This is a genomic window from Bradyrhizobium sp. SHOUNA76 (assembly GCF_023006445.1).
Classification (GTDB): domain Bacteria; phylum Pseudomonadota; class Alphaproteobacteria; order Rhizobiales; family Xanthobacteraceae; genus Bradyrhizobium.
In genome coordinates this window covers 1-18,449 of record NZ_JALBHA010000015.1, presented here as the reverse complement: position 1 = coordinate 18,449, position 18,449 = coordinate 1, and the positions used below count along the sequence as shown (strand labels likewise).

Below are 18,449 nucleotides of genomic sequence, written 5' to 3'. Positions count from 1 at the left end.
CGTTCAATGGATGATTTCGAAAAGGCCCGCCGCGCCCATGCCGCCACCGATGCACATGGTCACGACGCCGTACTTTGCCTTTCGTCGCCGCCCCTCGATCAGAAGGTGGCCAGTGAGGCGCGCGCCGGTCATGCCATAGGGATGGCCGATCGCGATCGAGCCTCCATTGACGTTGAGCTTGTTCGGGTCGATGCCGAGCTTGTCGCGGCAATAGATCACCTGAACGGCATATGCCTCGTTGAGCTCCCAGAGATCGATGTCGTCGATCTTCAGGTTGTGACGCTTCAGCAGGCGGGGGATCGCGATGACCGGGCCAATACCCATCTCGTCCGGCTCGACGCCCGCTGCAACGAAGCCGCGGAAGATGCCGAGCGGCTTGAGCCCCTTTTTGGCCGCGGCCTTATCGCTCATGATCACGCATGCCGAAGCACCGTCGGAAAGCTGGCTCGCATTGCCGGCGCTGATGGTCTTGCCCTCGAACACCGGCTTGATCTTGGCGAGGCCTTCTGCGGTCGTGTCGGGACGCGGGCCTTCGTCTTTGGCGAGGGTCACCTGTTCATAGGAGACCTGCTTGGTCTCCTTGTTGACGAGCGCCATTTTCGTCGTGATTGGAACGATCTCCTCGTCGAACCGGCCGCTCTGCAGAGCAGCTCCGACGCGGCGCTGGCTCTCGAGGCTGTATTCATCCTGCTTGTCGCGGCCGATCTTGTAGCGCTCGGCGACCGTTTCTGCCGTCTCGAGCATCGACATGTACATGTCCGGCTTCATCGCCATCAATTCATCGTCGACCATATGAAACTTGTTCATGTGCTCGTTTTGCACCAGGCTGATCGACTCGATGCCGCCGCCGATCGCGACATCCACGCCATCCAGCATCACGGAACGTGCCGCCACGGCGATCGCCTGCAGGCCAGAGGCGCATTGCCGATCGATCGTGGTCCCGGCGACGGTCACCGGCATGCCCGCACGGATCGCCCCCTTGCGGGCCACGTTCATCACCATGGTGCCTTGCTGCATGGCGCAGCCCATCACCACGTCTTCGACTTCACCCGGGGCGATTCCGGCGCGCTTCACCGCCTCGGCCATGACGTGACCGGCCAAGGTCGGCCCCTCCGTATTGTTGAGGGATCCACGGTAGGCTTTGCCGACCGCGGTACGAGCGGTGGAAACGATTACTGCTTCTGTCGTCATACTCGCCTCTTTTCTTACGCGGCCGCGCCCAGTCGTGCATAGCGCAGGACATGGAACGCAGGGTCGCCGAACTGGATGTTGATGGAAGAGATCCGCTTAAAATAGTGGCCCACATTGAGCTCATCGGTCATGCCCATGCCGCCATGCAGCTGCACAGCCTGGTCGGCGACGAACTTGGCCGCATAGCCGATCTTCGTCTTGGCACCAGAGGCGAGCCGCGAGAGCCCGGCTTCATCGCCGCTGATGCTGAGATTGAGATGCTGCATCAGCGAGAGCGCCTCCTGATGGGCGATGAACATATCGACCATCCGATGCTGCAGCACCTGAAACGAACCGATGGTGGTGCCGAACTGCTTGCGGGTCTTCGAATATTCCAATGTGGCGGAATTCAATTCGCCAATGGCACCGACCGCTTCCGCACAGAGCGCGCCGATGGCGCGGTCGCGGCAGGCCTCCAGCGCAGCCACGCCCTCGCCTTCCTTGCCGAGCAACTGCCCACGGACATTGCGCAGACTGATCTCGGCGGCGCGCCGGCCGTCGATGGTCCTGAAGCTTTGCAGATCGACACCAGCCGCGCGGCGGTCGACCGCGAACAGACTGACCCCAGCGCGGTCCCGTCGATTACCCGAGGTGCGCGCGGAAATGAGAAGGTAATCCGCCCAGGGCGCCGCGATCACCGCCGTCTTTCCGCCGTTCAGGACATAGGCATCGCCCTCGCGTCGCGCGGTGGTCGTCACGTCTGCGAGATCGAACCGGCCTCCCTTCTCCGTCCAGGCCAGCGTCCAGATCTTCTTGCCGTCGATGATGTCGGGGATGAAGCCCTGCTTCTGCGCGGCATCGCCTAGCCGTTCGATCAGGCCGCCGGCCAACACCACCGTCTCCACGAACGGCTCGACGACGAGATGGCGTCCGAACTCATGCGCGATGATCATGGTCGACAGCGGACCGCCGCCGAGGCCACCAGCGTCCTCCGCGAACGGTGCAGCCAGCAGGCCGAGTTCGGCGAACGCCGCCCATTGCCTGCGGCTAAAACCTTGCTCGTCGGCGACGATCTTGCGGCGCGCATCGAAATCATACTGATCGCGTAGCAGGCGCTGGATGCTGGATCGCAGCAATTCCTGCTCTTCCGTAAACTGAATGTCCATCCGACCCTCTCGATACTCTGGCTAGAGACCAAGCACAGCTTTTGCGATGATGTTGCGCTGAATCTCGTTCGACCCGCCGTAGATGCTGAGCTTGCGAGAATTCAGGTACTTTTCCGACGCGGTGTGCCCGTATTCAGAACCGGGCATGAAGTGGTTGGCGCTGACCGGATGCTCGCGCAGCGCGAGCCCGTAACTGCCGATCGCGCGATGGGTCAATTCGGTGATCTTCTGGAAAATCTCAGTGCCGCGGATCTTGAACAACGAGGCGGCCGGTCCAGGGTCGATGCCCCGCGCCATCTGAGCCACGACACGCAGCTCGGTCGCCTCGAGCGCCAGTACGTCGAGTTCCACGAGGGCGATCTCGCGCAGGAAGTCGAGATGCGCAGGATCGTCGGGCGCGACCTCGGCCTCTACGATCTGCTTTAGTTTGTTGATGTAGCGCGTCGATCGACCGATGCCGGCCATGCTGGTTCGTTCGTTGCCGAGCAGAAACTTGGCATAGGTCCAGCCCTTGTTCTCCTCGCCGATCAGGTTCTCGACGGGGACGCGAACGTCCTCCAGAAAGACGTCGTTGACCTCATGGCTTCCGTCGATGGTGATGATCGGCCGCACGGTGACGCCCGGCGACTTCATGTCGATCAACAGGAAGGAGATGCCGGATTGTGGTTTCGCATTCGGATCGGTCCGCACCAGACAGAAGATCCAATCCGCATGCTGAGCGAGCGTCGTCCAGGTCTTGTGACCATTGACGATATAGTGATCGCCGTCGCGCACGGCCTTGGTGCGGACGGTTGCCAGGTCCGAGCCGGAGCCCGGCTCGGAGTAGCCCTGGCACCACCAGTCCTCGCCCGACAGAATACGCGGAAGAAACTTCTTCTTCTGGGCATCGTTGCCGAACGTGTAGATGACAGGCCCCACCATGGTGACGCTGAATGCCAAGGGCGGCAGCGTGCCGGCGCGGCTGGTCTCCTGTTCAAAGATGAAGCGGCGCGTAATCGACCAGCCGGGACCGCCGTACTCCTTGGGCCAGAGAGGCGCGATCCAGCCCTTTTTGTGCAGAATGCGATGCCAGAGCAGCGATTGCTCCTTGGTCAGGTCGGTCTCCGGATTCGGGACACGCATTTCCGCAGGGTAGTTTTCTGCGATGAAGGAGCGCACTTCGTCCCGAAATGCGGCATCCTCTGGAGAAAGCGCCAGCTCCATACTATTTGCTCCTCACCACTTCTCGCCGAAAGGACGAATCTCCAGCTCGAACGTCCATGCGCTTTTCGGCTGCTGGTAGAGTTGCCAATAGGATGCAGCAACGGAGGACGGCGGCATCAGCGCATCCGGATCGTCCAGCGCGTTTGGCCCGAGAGCCTCCAGCCGCCGCTGCCGAACCCATTCGGTATCCACGCCGGAATCGATGATCAGATGCGCAACGTGGATATTTTGGGGGCCAAGCTCGCGAGCCATTGCTTGCGCGACCGCGCGAAGGCCGAATTTGGCGCTCGCAAAGGCAGCATAACCGCTGCCGCCGCGGAGCGAAGCGGTCGCCCCCGTGAAGAAGATCTTACCGCCCCCGCGCGGCAGCATCAGGCGCGCCGCCTCGCGGCCGGCCAGAAAGCCCGAATAGCAGGCCATTTCCCAGACCTTACGGAAAACGCGCTCAGTGGTTTCCAGAATGGGGAAGTTGACGTTCGCGCCGATGTTGAAGATGCAGACTTCCAGCGGCGCATGTTTGTCTGCATCGTTCAGGAACGAGACGATCTCGTCTTCCTTGCGAGCGTCGAGCGAACGGGCGTGAACCTCTCCGCCGGCAGCCTCGATATCCTTGACGAGCGGAGCCAACTTTTCGCCGTTACGACGGCCGGCGAAGACGGTGAACCCTTCTGCGGCAAACTTCTTGGCGATCTCGCCGCCGATGAAATCGCCGGCGCCGATGACAGCCGCGGTTGCGTTTCTCTTCTGCACGGGCGTGCTCCCTGTGAGGTTATACTTCGCTTGAACTAGCTTGCCGTGAACCCGCCGGACCGCGTCGTCGACGCGCTCGGCATCATGGAAAGTACATAGCGTTCTTTTTTAGAACTCGTCAATTGATATTTGAAGTTGGCGCTTCGAGATCGCAAGGTGAAAGAGGCTCCGACCTCAAACTAAACTGGATATCGAGCCTGACTGCCGAGCGCGGCAGAAGATGCGCTATCCCGATCCAATGACGGCTCATTCAAAGTGAACTCGCTCACGGCACGAAGTTGAAGGACATCAGCGCTGTCCTTTATCGGGGCCGCGATTGAGATCTAAAGATATTGTCGCCGAGCTCACCGCTTCACCGCGAGGGCGGCTATTCCGGTGGTCGTGCCCGACGGCGAGCGGCATCGAAAGACCTACCTGCAAGGCTCACCGCGATCATCGCCGGCGGCGGATCTCATTCATGATCGCCGAACTTCGATGCAGATATCACCTGGCCTTGGAAGTGGTCCCGCGGGTTTGTTCGACGATGGATTCCTCCACGTCCCGCAACTGGTCCTTTCCGAAGAACATTTCCTTGCCGACGAAGAAAGTCGGCGAGCCGAACGCGCCCCGGCTCACAGCGTCGTTCGTCAGCTCGATGAGCCTCTTCTTCACATCGTCTTCCTGCGCACGCTTTGCCACGCGATCGATATCGATGCCTGAAGAGATGAACGCGCTCCGAAAAACCTCAGGATCGTCCATTTTCTTCGGTTCTTCCCACATATGATGATAGGCGGCCCTGAAGTAGGGTTCGAACACGCCCTCGAACTGCGCCGCAACCGCGCAGCGCATCAACATAAGGGTGTTGACGGGGAAGAAGGGATTGGTGCGGAATTTCGTCACGTTATGGCGGCGAATAAACCGCTGCGTCTCAAGCGCCTGATACTCCGGCTTGTTCTTGATTCCACGAAGAGAATCGAAGGGCGACATGTTTCCGGTGGCCTTGTAGATGCCGCCAAGAAGGACCGGGACGTACTCGAATTTAGCCCCGGTTCGCTGTTCGATGCCCGGGATCGCGACCTCGGCCAAATAGGCGTTCGGACTACCGAAATCGAACTGGAATTCTACTTTCGGGGTCATGTCGGCGTCCTCCGGACAATTTCGATGATTGTGACATGAGTTTACAGTTCCATTTTTGAACTGTCAAACCGATACTCCGACAATTTGGTCGATTTTTCCTAGGGGTATTGTTTGAGGATCAGTACCTATCTAGAATGATATGACTTGTCGCTTCTCCGCAGATTCGTGGGAGAATGATCGGGCTATTGGAGACCGCGGATGAAATGGAAGGAACTTGAGGAAGAGCCGTGTTCAATGGCCAGGACTATCGCCGTAATCGGCGACCGATGGACGCTGCTCATCCTACGCGAATGCTTTTTGCGTACTCGCCGCTTCGAGGGATTCCAGTCCGCCTTGGGAATAACCCGCCATCTCCTTGCCGAGCGGTTGAAGAAGCTTGTCCGGCAAGGCATTCTCCGCCGAGTCCCCTATCAAGAATCGCCCAAGCGCCACGAGTACATCCTGACGCAGAAGGGCCTCGATCTCTATCCGATCATGATGGCGATCGTTCATTGGGGCGACACTCACATGGTCGACGAACGCGGTCGGCCGCTTCTGCATCAGCATCGCCACTGCGGTAAGGACTTCGACCCCGTCATGGTTTGCTCCGAGTGTGGCGAGCCGGTTTTAGCCAAAGAGGTCCATACGCATCCGGGCCCTGGTGCCAGGCGCCCCCTTGCGAAAAACGACCTGGAAGCGCCGGCCCCAGAACCCAAGGTGCGACGCAAGGTAGCCTGATCGCCCTGCCCTGCGAAGCCAGGCCAAGCCGCTACGCAAATGATTGAGGAGCCGACCGTTTCACCGAGATCAGCCTCCATGTATGCCACCGACTGGGCGCTCGAGGGGTAAAAGTTCAAACTCGGATCACGCCAAAGTTCGGGGCGGAGCAGTAGAGCGATTCGACCTGATCCGATCGGCACTTCAAGACGGCGCGTTGATTGACGTATGCCTTGTCGGTGATCTCTCCAGCGGCGATCGACGGCGGCTCCTTGAGCAGCACGAACGAATGAGCATTTTCGCTGCTGCCAACGGTTCGGTTGTATTCTTGGAGCCGGTCCTTGAGGAACTGCACAACGACGGGATCGCTGGTCAGGTCGGAAGGCGGCTGCGAAGAGATCCGTGCCGCCTCCGTCGGGTTCAGCCAGCAAAGCAGACCACAGTATTCTCGGTTTTCGCCTGCAATCACCACATCCGACAGCATGCCACGGGTAGCTGCCAGGATAGCGGCGCGCATGTTCCCGATCGATACCCAGGTCCCGTTGGCGAGCTTGAAGTTTTCGGAGATCCGGCCCGTAAAGCGAAGTCCCGATTCCGGCTTCTCCGGGTCCATGAATGAGACCGTGTCGCCGATGCGATAGAAGCCTTCTTCATCGAAAGCTTGTTCCGTCAAATCCGGCCGACCGAGATAACCCGGCGTGACGTTGGGACCTTTGACCCGCACCTCATATGTATCGGAAACGGGAAGCAGCTTCAGCTTCAGACCGGGCGCGGGAAGGCCGATTTCGCCCGGTCGATCGGTAGCCCAATGGGTCGTGCTGATCGTGGGTGCGGTTTCCGTCGTGCCGTAGCCCGACATGACGGGAATACGCCGACCGGTGATCGATGACGTCAACCGGTAAAGACGCTCGAGCGTGTTCTGCGAGATGGCTGCGCCGGCGTAACTTATGCGATCCAGCCGCTTCAGGATGCGCGCGCCAAGTTCGGAATCCTTCTCGATGGCGTCGCAAAGGGAATTGTAACCGGCCGGCACGTTGAACATGGCGGTCGGTGAAACCTCTTGGAGATTGAGGAGAGTCTTGTGGAAGAGCTGCGGCAATGGCCGGCCGTCGTCGATGTAGAGCGTCCCCCCATTCTTGAGTATGCCGTGCAGAATGACGTTGCTTCCCATGGTGTGGTGCCATGGCATCCACTCGACCTGAACAGGCGCTTCGGAGGGGGCTACCAGCAAGCTGCCCATTTGCAGAGAGCTCGCCATCATGCGGTGAGTATTCAGGACACCCTTGGGGAGGCCCGTCGAGCCCGACGTAAAGAGGACTTTTGCGACCGAATCGCAAGATACGGAGCGGGACGCGCCTTCGAAGCCTCGATAGCTGCTCCTCTTCTCGGTCAGGTCAGAATAGCGCACCGTGTCGGGAGCGCCGTCTACGCTGATCCAGGTCGCCGCTTTCAGTTCCGGAATGGAGCGGGCCGCTGAGAATTCGCGTCCGCTTTGCACGAACACGAACTTCGGGCGCAGCACCTCTGCGACATCCTTCAGCCGCGCCAGACCGCCGGGCATCAACGTGTAGTTCGGCGAGATCGGCGCAAAAACGACGCCGATCGACATCGCGGCGAAAGACATCACCGCGTTCTCGATGGAATTCCCGGAGAGGATGGCGAGATTATCTGAAGGCCTCGCATCCATCTCGATCAGGTTTTGGCCAACCGCCTGAACCAGGGACCAGGCCTGGCTATATGTGATCTCGTCCCACCCGCCGCTTGAATTACGTTGAGCCAAGAAAATGCGGTCGGGAGCTGCCTTCGCCCACCTCGGCAGAAAGTCCGTGATACGCCAATCGCACTCCCCCAGCTCGATCGGCGAACTCAAGATGAGCGTACCGTCGCTCCGACGCTGCAGGGAGACCTCTTTGGGCGCGAATACAGGTGTGTTCTTTGACATTGAAGATGATCCCATGACTTACGGCAGCGCCGCCCCGCACTCTTCGCGTGTAATCCCGCTTCTGATTGCCGAGCATTCTTGCGGTCTCGTGCCGGCTCGCCTCAGGAGGTCGACGGCGCAATCGATCACGCGCGCTTTCCCGTTTTTCTGCGCGTCGACTATTCGGATTTCGCGTCAAGCACGTCGCCGAACAACTGATAGGTCGTTCCGGTCCAGCGCTGCAGCCGCATTTGAGTCGACATCATGTTCGAGCTTTCGCTGGTGTTCACCTCGATTCCCGGCAGGCCGACCGAAACCACGACGTTCTTGAGATTCTTTGCTTGCGCCAGGATATTCTTGCGGGAGAGATCGTTGCCGCATTGCTTCAGAATCTGCTCGAGCAGAACTCCCTGCTGATATCCGAGCGTATAACTTCCGTTCGTGATGTCGGCGCCGGACAGATACTTCTCGAAGAAGCTCTTATAGGCTTGCATGCCGGGATCGTTCTTCCACGTCTCGTCTGCGGCGTCCTTGTTGATCGTGCCTGCGATCACGCCGATCGATTTGTCGAACCCGGCCGGCGCGAGCGTGCCACCAACAGATGCGGAGGGATAATTGATGATGACGGTCGCCTTCCATCCAATCACCGAGGCCTGCCTGATCGCCTGCGCTGCAAACTTCGGTGTCCCGGCGATCACGAGAGCCTCGGCGCCCGAACTCTTGAGATTCGTGATCTGCGAATCGATCGTCGGCTCGGTCACCTCGTAAGAGGCGGTCACGACCTTTCGATCGAAATCGCCCCCCAGATACGCCTTGAAGGCATTGACGTAGTCCTTACCGAGGTCGTCGTTCTGGTAGAGAATTGCGTATTTCGCATTGGGAAGCGTCTTGGTCAGATACTTGGCGTAGATCTTCCCCTCGGTATCGTAGCTGACGAGACCGGTCGTCATCAGGGGATAATTCGCGACATCCGTGAACTTGGATGAGCCGCTGACGATTGCGAGGCTGGGCACCCCTTTCGCCCTGAGATACTTGGCCGTAGCCGAAATGCCGGGCGTACCGAGTTGGCCGAACATGAAGGACACTTCGTCGCTCTCGACCAGCTTGCGCACGTGCTCGACCGCCTTGGGCGGACTGTATGAGTCATCGTAGGCGATGTAGTTGATCTTGCGGCCGTTGACGCCGCCTCGGTCGTTCAGCGATTGGATATAGGCAATGAGCCCCTTGCCCACGAGCCCGATCGACGATGCCGGTCCGCTGAAGGGGAAGACCCCTCCAATCTTGATCTCCGTTTCGGAAATGCCGGGCTCTTCCGCCGCGGAGGCGGGGCCGCTCAAGACCACAGCAAGAGCTATCGCGATTTTCCAATTCGCCGTCATCGATCGTCCTCCCCACGCGCGCCTGTCGGGGCACGCCAGTATGTTGGTTGACCTTCTGCTTTCGCGCTCGCCCGCCGGTCGTTGGCTCGGCACCGACCGTAGGGACAGGCTAGAGGTCTAACTCAACCTTATCGTTCTTTTTTAGAACTCGTCAAGCGCATCCGTGATCTATCGCCTGCGACACGATCCACCTGAGACTTATCCTGTCGATAAAGTCGGGTCGCGATAGCTCCACATACCAGCCCGACCTGTTACTTCCGCAATGGAACTTCCTGCTCTCGCCGCGAGCGACCGTCTCAGGACGACTGGACGGCCGACACTCGAGCACGTCCTCAGGTACTGGCAATGAAGAGCTCGATCAGCGCAATCACGGTCTCGGGCGCGTCTTCCTGGCTGAAATGTCCCGCGTTCGGGATTTTTATGATCGGCCTCCCCGGCCAAATCGCGCTGAAATTAGCGATCTGCGTGTCGGGCGCGATGGCGCGGTCCTTCATGCCGACGGCGAGCATGGCCGGCTTGGACTTCAGATTCTCAATCAGCGAAATGCCTTCCGCAATGTAGGGCCGGATTCTGCCGAGTAGTGCATCGAGCGGAAACTCGATCGCTCCGAGACACTCTTGCTTGGTGGTAAATGGCGCTCCGTAGGCCGCGAGCCAGTCGGCGTCGACGACGGAGAGGTTCTCCAGGCCTTGAGTTTTCATGACGCTGAGGATGTTGACATCCAGGTGCCCTAGCACTTCAGAGAGCGTTCCGGCCCTGTGGTGATCGAGGACGAACTGGAACCACGGCGTCAGCCCCGGAGGAGCATTGCCGTAGCCAGTAAGTGTGTTGAGCAAAAACAGTCGCTTGATGCGATCGGGATGGCGTAGCGCGAACGCCGAACCGATCAATCCTCCCCAATCCTGTATCACGAGCGTGATGTTGGTGAGATCGAGCGCTTCGACCAACTTGGTGAAATTCTCCACGTGGGCTCTAAGCGAATATTCCCGATCTGGAGGCGTCTCGCTCTTGCCGAAACCCATATGGTCAGGAACGATCACCCTATGGGAAGCCGCAAGCGGCGGGATGAAGCGGCGATAGAGATAGCCCCACGTCGGCTCACCGTGCAGACAGACGATAGGATCGCCACTCCCCTCGTCGACGTAATGCATCCGGAAACCGCTTCCTTCGAAGAAGTGAGGCTGGAAGGGCCAGGTTCCACCGAAGGTCTCGCGAGAGTCGATCATCGTTACGCTGCAACTCGTTCTGAACGGCTTTTCAACCTTTTCCGTCGCCCCGCGCCGATTATTTCCCGCGGAAAACGGCTGGACGACGTTCGATGAAGGATTGAATGCCTTCCATCATCTCCGGCAAGCATCATTTCGATTCCGATCGTGTAGACGATTCCCTGCACTGCCGTCACGATCGGCTTGCGGCATCGTCCCTTGAGCGCGAATGCATCGATGTTGCTCGGAGAAATATCGATCTTCTCGGCGTTCGGGCCGAAGAACTTGGGCATGTCGAGACCTGACGTGAAGTCCGCTCCTTCTGCGCAAACGACGCCCGCCCAATAATCGTCGTTGCTGTCCAGAAGCGTCATCGCATTCGACATCTCCACCATCATGGCGGGTGTGAAGGAGTTTTTCTTCGCTGGATTGTCGATGATGATCTTGAGGATCAGACCGTGCACTTCTGTGCGGATCCGGCCCGATGGGCCCTTCTGATCGCTCATTCGTATCCTCCAGACGCGGCAACCACCGACCGCGTCGCCAAAGCCCACTTTCTTTCTGACGAGTTGACAGTGCACTTCGCAAGCCGGCTACAACAATCTTGTGCCAACCCTATTCAGAGGTGAATGCCACCGCCGAGGGTTGCGCCTGCCGCTCGACATTTGCGCATCGCGCCTCTTGTGCGCGAGGAGGATATCTCACCTACCGAGCGTCATTTCGGCCCTCGACAGGGGTCCCTTTCCAAAAATGCGCGCCCCATTTGCGCGCATTTGAGCGCGATCAAGCTGCTTGGCGCGGCAGCCCTGCCCCATAGGCCGCCGCTTCCGATGGCGGCCTCAGATACAGCCCCCCGTTACCCGCTGTGCCGCTGGTGGCCGACGCCCTGGCTCGCTCATGAAGGGGAGTGTCACGCGAACGTGACGCTCTTGTTGAGTGGCAGTTCGCGCACACGCTTTCCGGTCAGAGCAAAGATTGCGTTGGCGAGAGCAGGTGCGGCCGGTGGGACCGGCGGTTCGCCAATTCCCCGCACGTCCCCACCAAGCTCCAATCCCTTGACGATGATTTCCGGCACCTGATGGAATCTCATGGCTTCAAACAGGTGAAAGTTCGTCTGGACCGGCGCAAAGTTTTCGTAGGTGAGCTCGCAGTTCATGGCATGGCCCAAGGCCCAGATGATGCCACCCCGCACCTGCGCTTCAAAATTGACCGGGTCCAGAACGCGCCCCACATCGCAAACGGCATATACCTTGTCGATCTTGATGCCCTGAGGAGTGTCGCTCACCTCGACGACCTGGGCCATGGGCACGCCGAAGGACACTGTCAGCGCCACGCCACGGGCTCGCCGGTCGCCGATTCGCGAGCCCTTCCAGGCGGAAACATCTCGCAAGGTATGCAAGACCTTCTTGGACGGCTCATGATTGCAGAGACGAATGAGCTCTGCCATCGGATCCGCGCCCGCGGCATGGATCAGTTCGTCCAGGAAGGAAGCATGGTGGAAGCCATTGCCGGACGCTCCAACCGATCGCCACGGGCTGACTGGCACCATTTCCTTCGCCTTATAACCCGTCACACGAAAGTTCGGTATGGCGAAAGGTTGATCCCAAATGCCGTTGACGCTTGAAGCATCGGGACCGGGAGGAACGGGCGCCTGCAACCGATTGAACCAGGAGGCGCCCATCGATTGTCCGGCCACATCGATGCTCATGCTCTCGACCATGCCATCGCGAACCGTTCCCTTGGCGCGCGAGAGCTGAATCGGGCGCGGATAGTCGTGCCCCATGTTCTCTTCACGGCTCCAGGTCATCTTGACCGGAACGCCTTCCATGGCCATCGCGAGTTCGATCGCCTGCAACGCATAGGTGTCGTCCAGTCGCGCCCCGAAGCTGCCACCGATCGGCTGAGCGTGCACGTAGATCTTCTCTTCCGGCAGTTGGGTCAGCTTCGCCGCATGCGCCTGGAGGAATACCGGGATCTGCGTTCCCGTCCAGATGTCGAGCCGCTCCTTCGTATAGAGTACAACCGCATTCATGGGCTCGAGCGGAGCGTGGGCAAGATATGGAGTCCGATACTCCGCCTCAATCGGTTTGGATGAGCCGGCCAACGCCTTCTCGACGTCTCCGTCATTGCGAAGCCGGCTGTCCAGCAGGTCTTTGGAGAACGAATTCTCCAGTACCTTCCACATTCCAGCCGAGTCGGCCGGATAAGGAGGATCGTTCCATTCGATCTTGATAGCGGCCGCGGCCTGAAAGGCTCTCCACGTGTTGTCGGCAATGACGCCCACACCGTCTTTGATCGGAACGATCTTCTTGACGCCTCTCATCTTTTCCGCGCTGGAGGCATCATATCGTTTGATCGTGCCTCCCATGCCCGGGTTGGCCCGGACGGTGGCGTACACAATCCGGTCCGGACGAATATCGATCCCATACTGCTGCGTACCGGTCGACTTGGCGACGATATCGATCCGGCGCATCTTCTTGCCGATGTAGCGCCACTCCTGTTCCGGCCGGAGGGTGACATCGGTAACCGGTGCAAGCTGCGCTGCCTCGACGGCCAGCTCCGCGTAGGTGACGGACTTGCCATCGGGCAAGATCACCTGACCGTCCTTGGTTTTCAGCTGCGATCGGGACACGCCCGACCTTCTGGCCGCCGCCTCCTTCAATGTCTCGCGAGCGACGGCTCCCGCCATGCGAAGTTTTTGATAGCCATCGGGTACGGTGGACGAACCTCCCGTGATCTGCATGCCGAGAAGACGGCTCAACACCCCGCCACCTCCCCGCGCCCCTCGAGCCATGAGGCCATCGTCGATCGGAGAGAAGGGCAGGCTGTCGTCCATGATCCGGCTATTGAAGTAGGCCGGATTTGGCGGACCAGGATCGATGCGAACCTTGTGCGGATCCACGTCAAGCTCTTCGGCAATCAGATGAGCTTGGATGGAATATGAGCCTTGGCCCTTGTCGGCGCGCGGAGTGATGAGTGTAACGCCCTTTGCGTCGACGCGGACGTAGGGCGTGATCGCGGCTTCACCCGCCTTGAGGTCCTTGAGCAGCGGGTTGGGAGGATCCTGGCGCAATCGGTAATAGCCGAAGGCGACGCCGCCGGCGATCGCAGCGGAGCCGATCAGAAACGTGCGTCTTGCAATTGTCCTGAGCCGAGCCACGTTATTTCCCCTTCATCATCTGGGCAGCAGTTTTGACGGCGCTGTGGATGCGAGTATAAGTTCCGCAGCGACAAAGATTTCCGCTCATGGCGTCGGCGATTTCGGTGTCTGACGGATCGGGGGTTTTCGATAGCAGGGCCGCTGCAGTCATCATTTGGCCGGACTGACAATAACCGCACTGCGCAACTTGGTGCTCGATCCAAGCCTGCTGAACAACGTGCAGGTCTGCGGGAGTTCCCAGACCCTCGATTGTCGTGATGCTGCCGCGGACCTCACCAGCGTTGATCGAGCAGGAACGAACCGCGGTACCGTCGATATGAACGGTGCACGCACCGCAAAGGCCCGCCCCGCAACCGTACTTCGGCCCCGAGATACCAAGCTCGTCCCGGAGCACCCAAAGGAGCGGCATTTCCGGTTCGACATCCAGATCGTAGCGCTTACTGTTGACGGTAAACTGCATTGCGAGCTCCTGTAGTGGCGAACAACGGCACCTGCCTGCCTCTCCAAGCGCCGCGGCCGCCGATTCTGACGTGTCGAACCTGGTACGTATCCTTGACGAATAGGTCGTTACGGAGGCCTCGGCCAATTCAGAATCGAATAGCTTTGCTTTACCGCTGAATTGCCGCGAACCGCGTTTCGGCAGAACCGTTCTATACCCTGGATTTTCGGAAGCAGTGCGCAGCACGACGCTCGGTCCCGCAGGGCACCCTCGTCGCTCGGTCCGTCTCTCCGATACGGCTATCATGCTTTCGGCGAACACCGATCGAACGTCGTGCCAAGTTCGGGCTTCCTTGGTGGCCTGGATCGGTGCTCCAGGCCCTTAGCATCAAATCGCCAAACGAGCCTCAATGAAATGGCAGTTTGCCTGCCTGCACAACGGATGATAGTCTCATATGCCCGTAATTGGGCCAGCGCACCGCGCGCGGGCGCACGCAGCCTTCAGATGCAGCCTTCAGATCAAGGAGACCAGCATGGCGGGACTTAAAGACCACCCGATCGCCGAACGCATACGGCTCAACCCTCCGGCACCGCCTGCATCCCTTAGCCTCGACGCTTTGAAGGCGTTGGTCATGGAATGCGGCGCAGATGATTGCGGTATCGTCAGCCTCGATGACCCTCTGGTAAAGGACGAAGCGGTTCACGCCCGACGGGCATTCGCGGGGGCGCGATTGGCGGTGAGCATCGTGAGCAGGATGAATCGCGGTCCCATCCGCTCACCCGCGCGTTCAGCGTCCAATAACGAGTTTCACAAGATTTCTCACGACGTCGACGATATCGCGCGCGAGCTAGTTCGGCGGCTGGAGGACATGGGCATCTCGGCGATGAACCCTCCGATGGCATTCCCCATGGAGTTCGACAAATACCCGGAACGGGGATGGGTCGTCTCGCACAAGCTCATTGCCGAAGCTGCCGGCGTTGGAAAGCGCGGCATCCATCGCAGCGTCATCCATCCCAAATTCGGCAGCTTTATCCTTTTGGGCACCGTGCTGGTCGATCTCGACATAGAGGCGCCGTCGAAGCCACTCGACTACAATCCCTGCTTCGAGTGCAGGCTCTGCGTCGTCGCCTGTCCGGTCGGCGCTATCAAGCCAGATGGCTATTTCGATTTTTCTTCCTGCCTCAACCACAACTACCAGCAGTTCATGGGCGGATTCGCACAATGGATCGAGGACATCGCGGACGCGAAGTCCGCCAAGGACTACCGTGAACGCCAACCGCTGGCAGAAACAGTCAAGCGCTGGCAGAGCCTCTCGTACGGCCCTAACTACAATGCGGCCTATTGCGTCGCGGTTTGTCCTGCCGGCGAAGACATCATGGCCGGCTACTTGTCAGACCGCAAAGCGCACGTGGAAACGATCGTCAAACCGTTGCAGGACAAGGTCGAGCCGCTCTATGTCGTCCGGGATTCCGATGCAGCAAGTCACGCCGCGAAGATATTCCCTCACAAGACGCTTCGGTTTGTACGCTCGAGTGCCCGGGCCTCCAGTATCGGCGCCTTTCTCTTCGGAATGGGGCTTACCTTCCAGCGTAACAGGGCTAAGGGCTTGAATGCCACCTACCACTTCGTCTTCACGGGCCAAGAGCCCAAGGAGGCCACGGTAGTTATCAAAAATCAGAAGCTGACCGTCACCGACGGCCTCATTGGTACCCCGGACTTGCGCATTCAGGCGGACTCAGCCGCTTGGCTGAAGACTTTGAATGGTCAGCTCTCGGTCGTCCTGGCGCTCGCGCAGAGAAAGATTCGATTGAAGGGCCCTCTTAAACTCCTGAAGGCCTTCGGCGCCTGCTTCCCGAAATGACAAGACACTGTTGCAAGCCAATCCGTAGTAGCCGCGCCCAGCTCGGGCGCCTACTGGCCGGAGATTCAAACCTTGTAGTTCTTTTTTGAAATTGACTAAGCCGTCATCTCGATGTCTTATTCCGGCACCTCCCGGTCCGGCCCAGGAGACGGCGAGATCTGGTTCGGACTACTTAACCGGCTGCGAAAGCGGCCGGTTTTTTTCATTGTGTTATTCTGTGGGATGAAGGAGCCAGGCTCGTCTCGCAATCTGTAGCATCTCCGTTTCGCGAAGCTTGAGCCGGCAAACTCTCGCTTTGGATCTTGGATAATGCTGGGCCGGCGTGGCTTTCAAGATCGCCGGAAGGGCGCTGAAGCCGAGCATCATGCCATTCGGTGCGGTTTCGGTTGGATCGAGACGAAAGGCCGGCGGTGAAGCAAGGCCGTCTCCCTCGTGATCACGGCTCCAGCCGAGGCGATCGAGCGCGGCTACAGGCGAATGTCCGCCGGGGCGCCATTTCAAGACTTCGATCGCGGAACGAAAAGCAAGCGTCACACAATCAATGTCGTCGACAGATCGGTCACTAACCATCTGCGCGTGATGCATAACAGCCTGCAGTACCTCTTCACGCACGTGATCATGGCTGAGAGCGATAGCGGTCAAGCCAAACAGAGCGTCAAAGATCCGGAACGCGTGGCGCGCGGTGACCAACATCCTGAGATAACATTCCAAGGCAGTCGGTCCGAACGCGGCCGCCGACTTCGTTCCGGCCGCCGCCAACCATATCGTGCGCGCTCGCGTGAATCCCAAGCTAGGAGTCCAACCATGCAAGGTCGATGATTTGGCCGCTTCTGCCAACCAGTATTCAGGAGCGTCGCTGCTCATCAGGACGAAATGAGCCATCGTGTGAGCTGTTGCGCAATAGTTGCATTCACCGGCACTGAATGTGGTATTGGCTTCAACCCTCGCGCGCTCACGTAAGTCTTCCAGGGCCGCCAGATAGCGAGTTGCCAACGCATATGCCAACACTTCGATGAGAGGCGCCCATCTGCATACGGACTGGAACTCTGTTCTAGACGGAAAGCGACCCGGAAGAGTCAGTGGCGCGAGCAAATCGAAAGCGATATCTCTGCTTTTCGCTCTCAGACGATGTAGCCGGCTCCGTAAGCCTGCGGATGTCATGTGCTTGTCGATCTCTTCACCGACCGGAAAGCCGTGCTGACGAAGCGGACGCAACCTCCCGGACGGGTCAATCTCGATGGCGACCGGGACGTCCGGAATTTTCAGGACCACTGGTCGCGCAGACTCGCCGGCCGTCCGGATGCCTTCCCATGTTGTCGGCTCCATCTCTATGGCGAGCCCGATCGCCAATGTGTCCGCCATTCTCACGAGGTCGTCAGATCCATAGGCAGCGATGATCGGACCGAAGTTATGAGACCTCTCTCTAGCCTCCTGGTTCGATCGATCCGGATACAAAGTTCGCTGCTCCAACGTCCACCTCATTGGTTTTCCTGGGAGCGTGAATCCGGTCGTCGCGCATGACGAACGGATCGATTTCCGAGGATGAACTTAGAGTGAGAACGTAGGTGTGTTTCCTGCAACCCGGTCGAGCCGCGTATTTCGAGCAGCGCCTAGTCAGAAATGAATAAGCGGTTGTTCACGACGTGCAGTCGATCCGGCCGCCGAACTGTCCTGCTTGCCGGAGCGCTTGCATCCTCTTGACAAGTTCTTTTATGGAACTTATCGAAGCCTACCGAAGGGAGGCTACTCGATGAAGGTCTTAGTGCCGGTAAAGCGGGTGGTCGATTACAACGTCAAGGTCCGCGTCAAGGGCGATGGATCGGGCGTTGAACTCGCCAACGTCAAGATGTCGATGAACCCGTTCGACGAAATCGCGGTCGAGGAAGCGCTGCGCCTGAAGGAAGCCGGCAAGGCCACCGAGGTCGTGGTGGTCTCCATTGGACCGGCGCAGGCGTCGGAGACGATCCGCACCGGTCTTGCCATGGGCGCCGACCGCGGCATCCTGGTGAAAGCCGAAGGCAGCGTCGAGCCGCTCGCGGTCGCCAAGATCCTGAAGAAGGTCGCGGACGAAGAGCAGCCCGGCCTGATCATCCTCGGCAAGCAGGCGATCGACGACGACTGCAACCAGACCGGCCAGATGCTGGCCGCGCTGCTCGGCTGGTCGCAGGCGACGTTTGCCTCGAAGCTCGAGGTCGAAGGTTCTGACTTCAAGGTCACCCGCGAAGTCGATGGCGGGCTCCAGACCGTGAAGCTGAAGGGACCGGCGATCGTCACCACCGATCTGCGTCTCAACGAGCCGCGCTACGCCTCGCTGCCGAACATCATGAAGGCCAAGAAGAAGCCGATCGCGGACAAGACCGTCGCCGATTACGGCGTCGATGTC

At 59.4% G+C, this 18,449-nt stretch carries 15 protein-coding genes; 3 read left to right on the top strand and 12 right to left on the bottom strand.

All coding sequences use genetic code 11. The features are described from left to right. Positions 1-3 precede the first annotated feature (3 nt). The 5 genes from MOV74_RS04090 to MOV74_RS04070 form a co-directional block, all read right to left on the bottom strand. Positions 4-1,191 carry an acetyl-CoA C-acyltransferase gene (locus MOV74_RS04090; RefSeq protein ID WP_246918160.1) on the bottom strand — a complete coding sequence of 396 codons (1,188 nt, stop codon included), beginning with the start codon at positions 1,189-1,191 and terminating at the stop codon, positions 4-6. A 14-nt stretch (positions 1,192-1,205) separates the two neighbouring features. Next, complete coding sequence (locus tag MOV74_RS04085) at positions 1,206-2,336, bottom strand: acyl-CoA dehydrogenase family protein (RefSeq protein ID WP_246918158.1); 1,131 nt, start codon at positions 2,334-2,336, stop codon at positions 1,206-1,208. 21 nt (positions 2,337-2,357) lie between these two features. Beyond that, a complete protein-coding gene (locus MOV74_RS04080) occupies positions 2,358-3,539 on the bottom strand; it encodes an acyl-CoA dehydrogenase family protein (protein WP_246918156.1) in 1,182 nt (393 codons plus the stop codon). 12 nt (positions 3,540-3,551) lie between these two features. Beyond that, positions 3,552-4,289 carry an SDR family oxidoreductase gene (locus tag MOV74_RS04075; RefSeq protein ID WP_246918154.1) on the bottom strand — a complete coding sequence of 246 codons (738 nt, stop codon included), beginning with the start codon at positions 4,287-4,289 and terminating at the stop codon, positions 3,552-3,554. A 483-nt stretch (positions 4,290-4,772) separates the two neighbouring features. Further along, positions 4,773-5,405 (bottom strand): 2-hydroxychromene-2-carboxylate isomerase, encoded by a 633-nt coding sequence (locus MOV74_RS04070; RefSeq protein ID WP_246918152.1) that lies wholly within the window; start codon positions 5,403-5,405, stop codon positions 4,773-4,775. 198 nt (positions 5,406-5,603) lie between these two features. On the opposite strand from MOV74_RS04070, the gene MOV74_RS04065 reads away from it, so the two are divergent. Beyond that, positions 5,604-6,122: a helix-turn-helix domain-containing protein gene (locus MOV74_RS04065; RefSeq protein ID WP_246918151.1), complete on the top strand. Its 519-nt coding sequence runs from the start codon at positions 5,604-5,606 to the stop codon at positions 6,120-6,122. A gap of 115 nt (positions 6,123-6,237) precedes the next feature. Here MOV74_RS04065 and MOV74_RS04060 read toward each other — a convergent pair whose 3' ends face one another. The 6 genes from MOV74_RS04060 to MOV74_RS04035 all read right to left on the bottom strand — a co-directional run bounded on the left by MOV74_RS04060 (position 6,238) and on the right by MOV74_RS04035 (position 14,226). After that, complete coding sequence (locus MOV74_RS04060; RefSeq protein ID WP_246918149.1) at positions 6,238-8,043, bottom strand: AMP-binding protein; 1,806 nt, start codon at positions 8,041-8,043, stop codon at positions 6,238-6,240. Positions 8,044-8,201: 158 nt separating this feature from the next. Beyond that, the gene (locus MOV74_RS04055) at positions 8,202-9,401 is read right to left on the bottom strand and encodes an ABC transporter substrate-binding protein (protein WP_246918147.1); all 1,200 of its coding nucleotides are present in this window, start codon (positions 9,399-9,401) and stop codon (positions 8,202-8,204) included. 332 nt (positions 9,402-9,733) lie between these two features. Continuing rightward, positions 9,734-10,627 carry an alpha/beta fold hydrolase gene (locus MOV74_RS04050; protein WP_246918145.1) on the bottom strand — a complete coding sequence of 298 codons (894 nt, stop codon included), beginning with the start codon at positions 10,625-10,627 and terminating at the stop codon, positions 9,734-9,736. 2 nt (positions 10,628-10,629) lie between these two features. Beyond that, complete coding sequence (locus tag MOV74_RS04045; RefSeq protein WP_246918143.1) at positions 10,630-11,112, bottom strand: enoyl-CoA hydratase-related protein; 483 nt, start codon at positions 11,110-11,112, stop codon at positions 10,630-10,632. A gap of 404 nt (positions 11,113-11,516) precedes the next feature. Further along, on the bottom strand, positions 11,517-13,766 hold the full coding sequence (locus tag MOV74_RS04040; RefSeq protein ID WP_246918142.1) for a molybdopterin cofactor-binding domain-containing protein: 2,250 nt from the start codon (positions 13,764-13,766) through the stop codon (positions 11,517-11,519). 1 nt (position 13,767) lies between these two features. Beyond that, the gene (locus tag MOV74_RS04035) at positions 13,768-14,226 is read right to left on the bottom strand and encodes a (2Fe-2S)-binding protein (protein WP_246918140.1); all 459 of its coding nucleotides are present in this window, start codon (positions 14,224-14,226) and stop codon (positions 13,768-13,770) included. 511 nt (positions 14,227-14,737) lie between these two features. On the opposite strand from MOV74_RS04035, the gene MOV74_RS04030 reads away from it, so the two are divergent. Next, a complete protein-coding gene (locus tag MOV74_RS04030; protein ID WP_246918138.1) occupies positions 14,738-16,066 on the top strand; it encodes an SCP2 sterol-binding domain-containing protein in 1,329 nt (442 codons plus the stop codon). 210 nt (positions 16,067-16,276) lie between these two features. On the opposite strand, the gene MOV74_RS04025 is transcribed toward MOV74_RS04030, so the two are convergent. Beyond that, positions 16,277-17,428 (bottom strand): hypothetical protein, encoded by a 1,152-nt coding sequence (locus MOV74_RS04025; protein WP_246918136.1) that lies wholly within the window; start codon positions 17,426-17,428, stop codon positions 16,277-16,279. A 388-nt stretch (positions 17,429-17,816) separates the two neighbouring features. On the opposite strand from MOV74_RS04025, the gene MOV74_RS04020 reads away from it, so the two are divergent. Beyond that, positions 17,817-18,449 (top strand): electron transfer flavoprotein subunit beta/FixA family protein (locus tag MOV74_RS04020; RefSeq protein ID WP_246918134.1); only part of this gene is annotated, 633 nt, incomplete at its 3' end.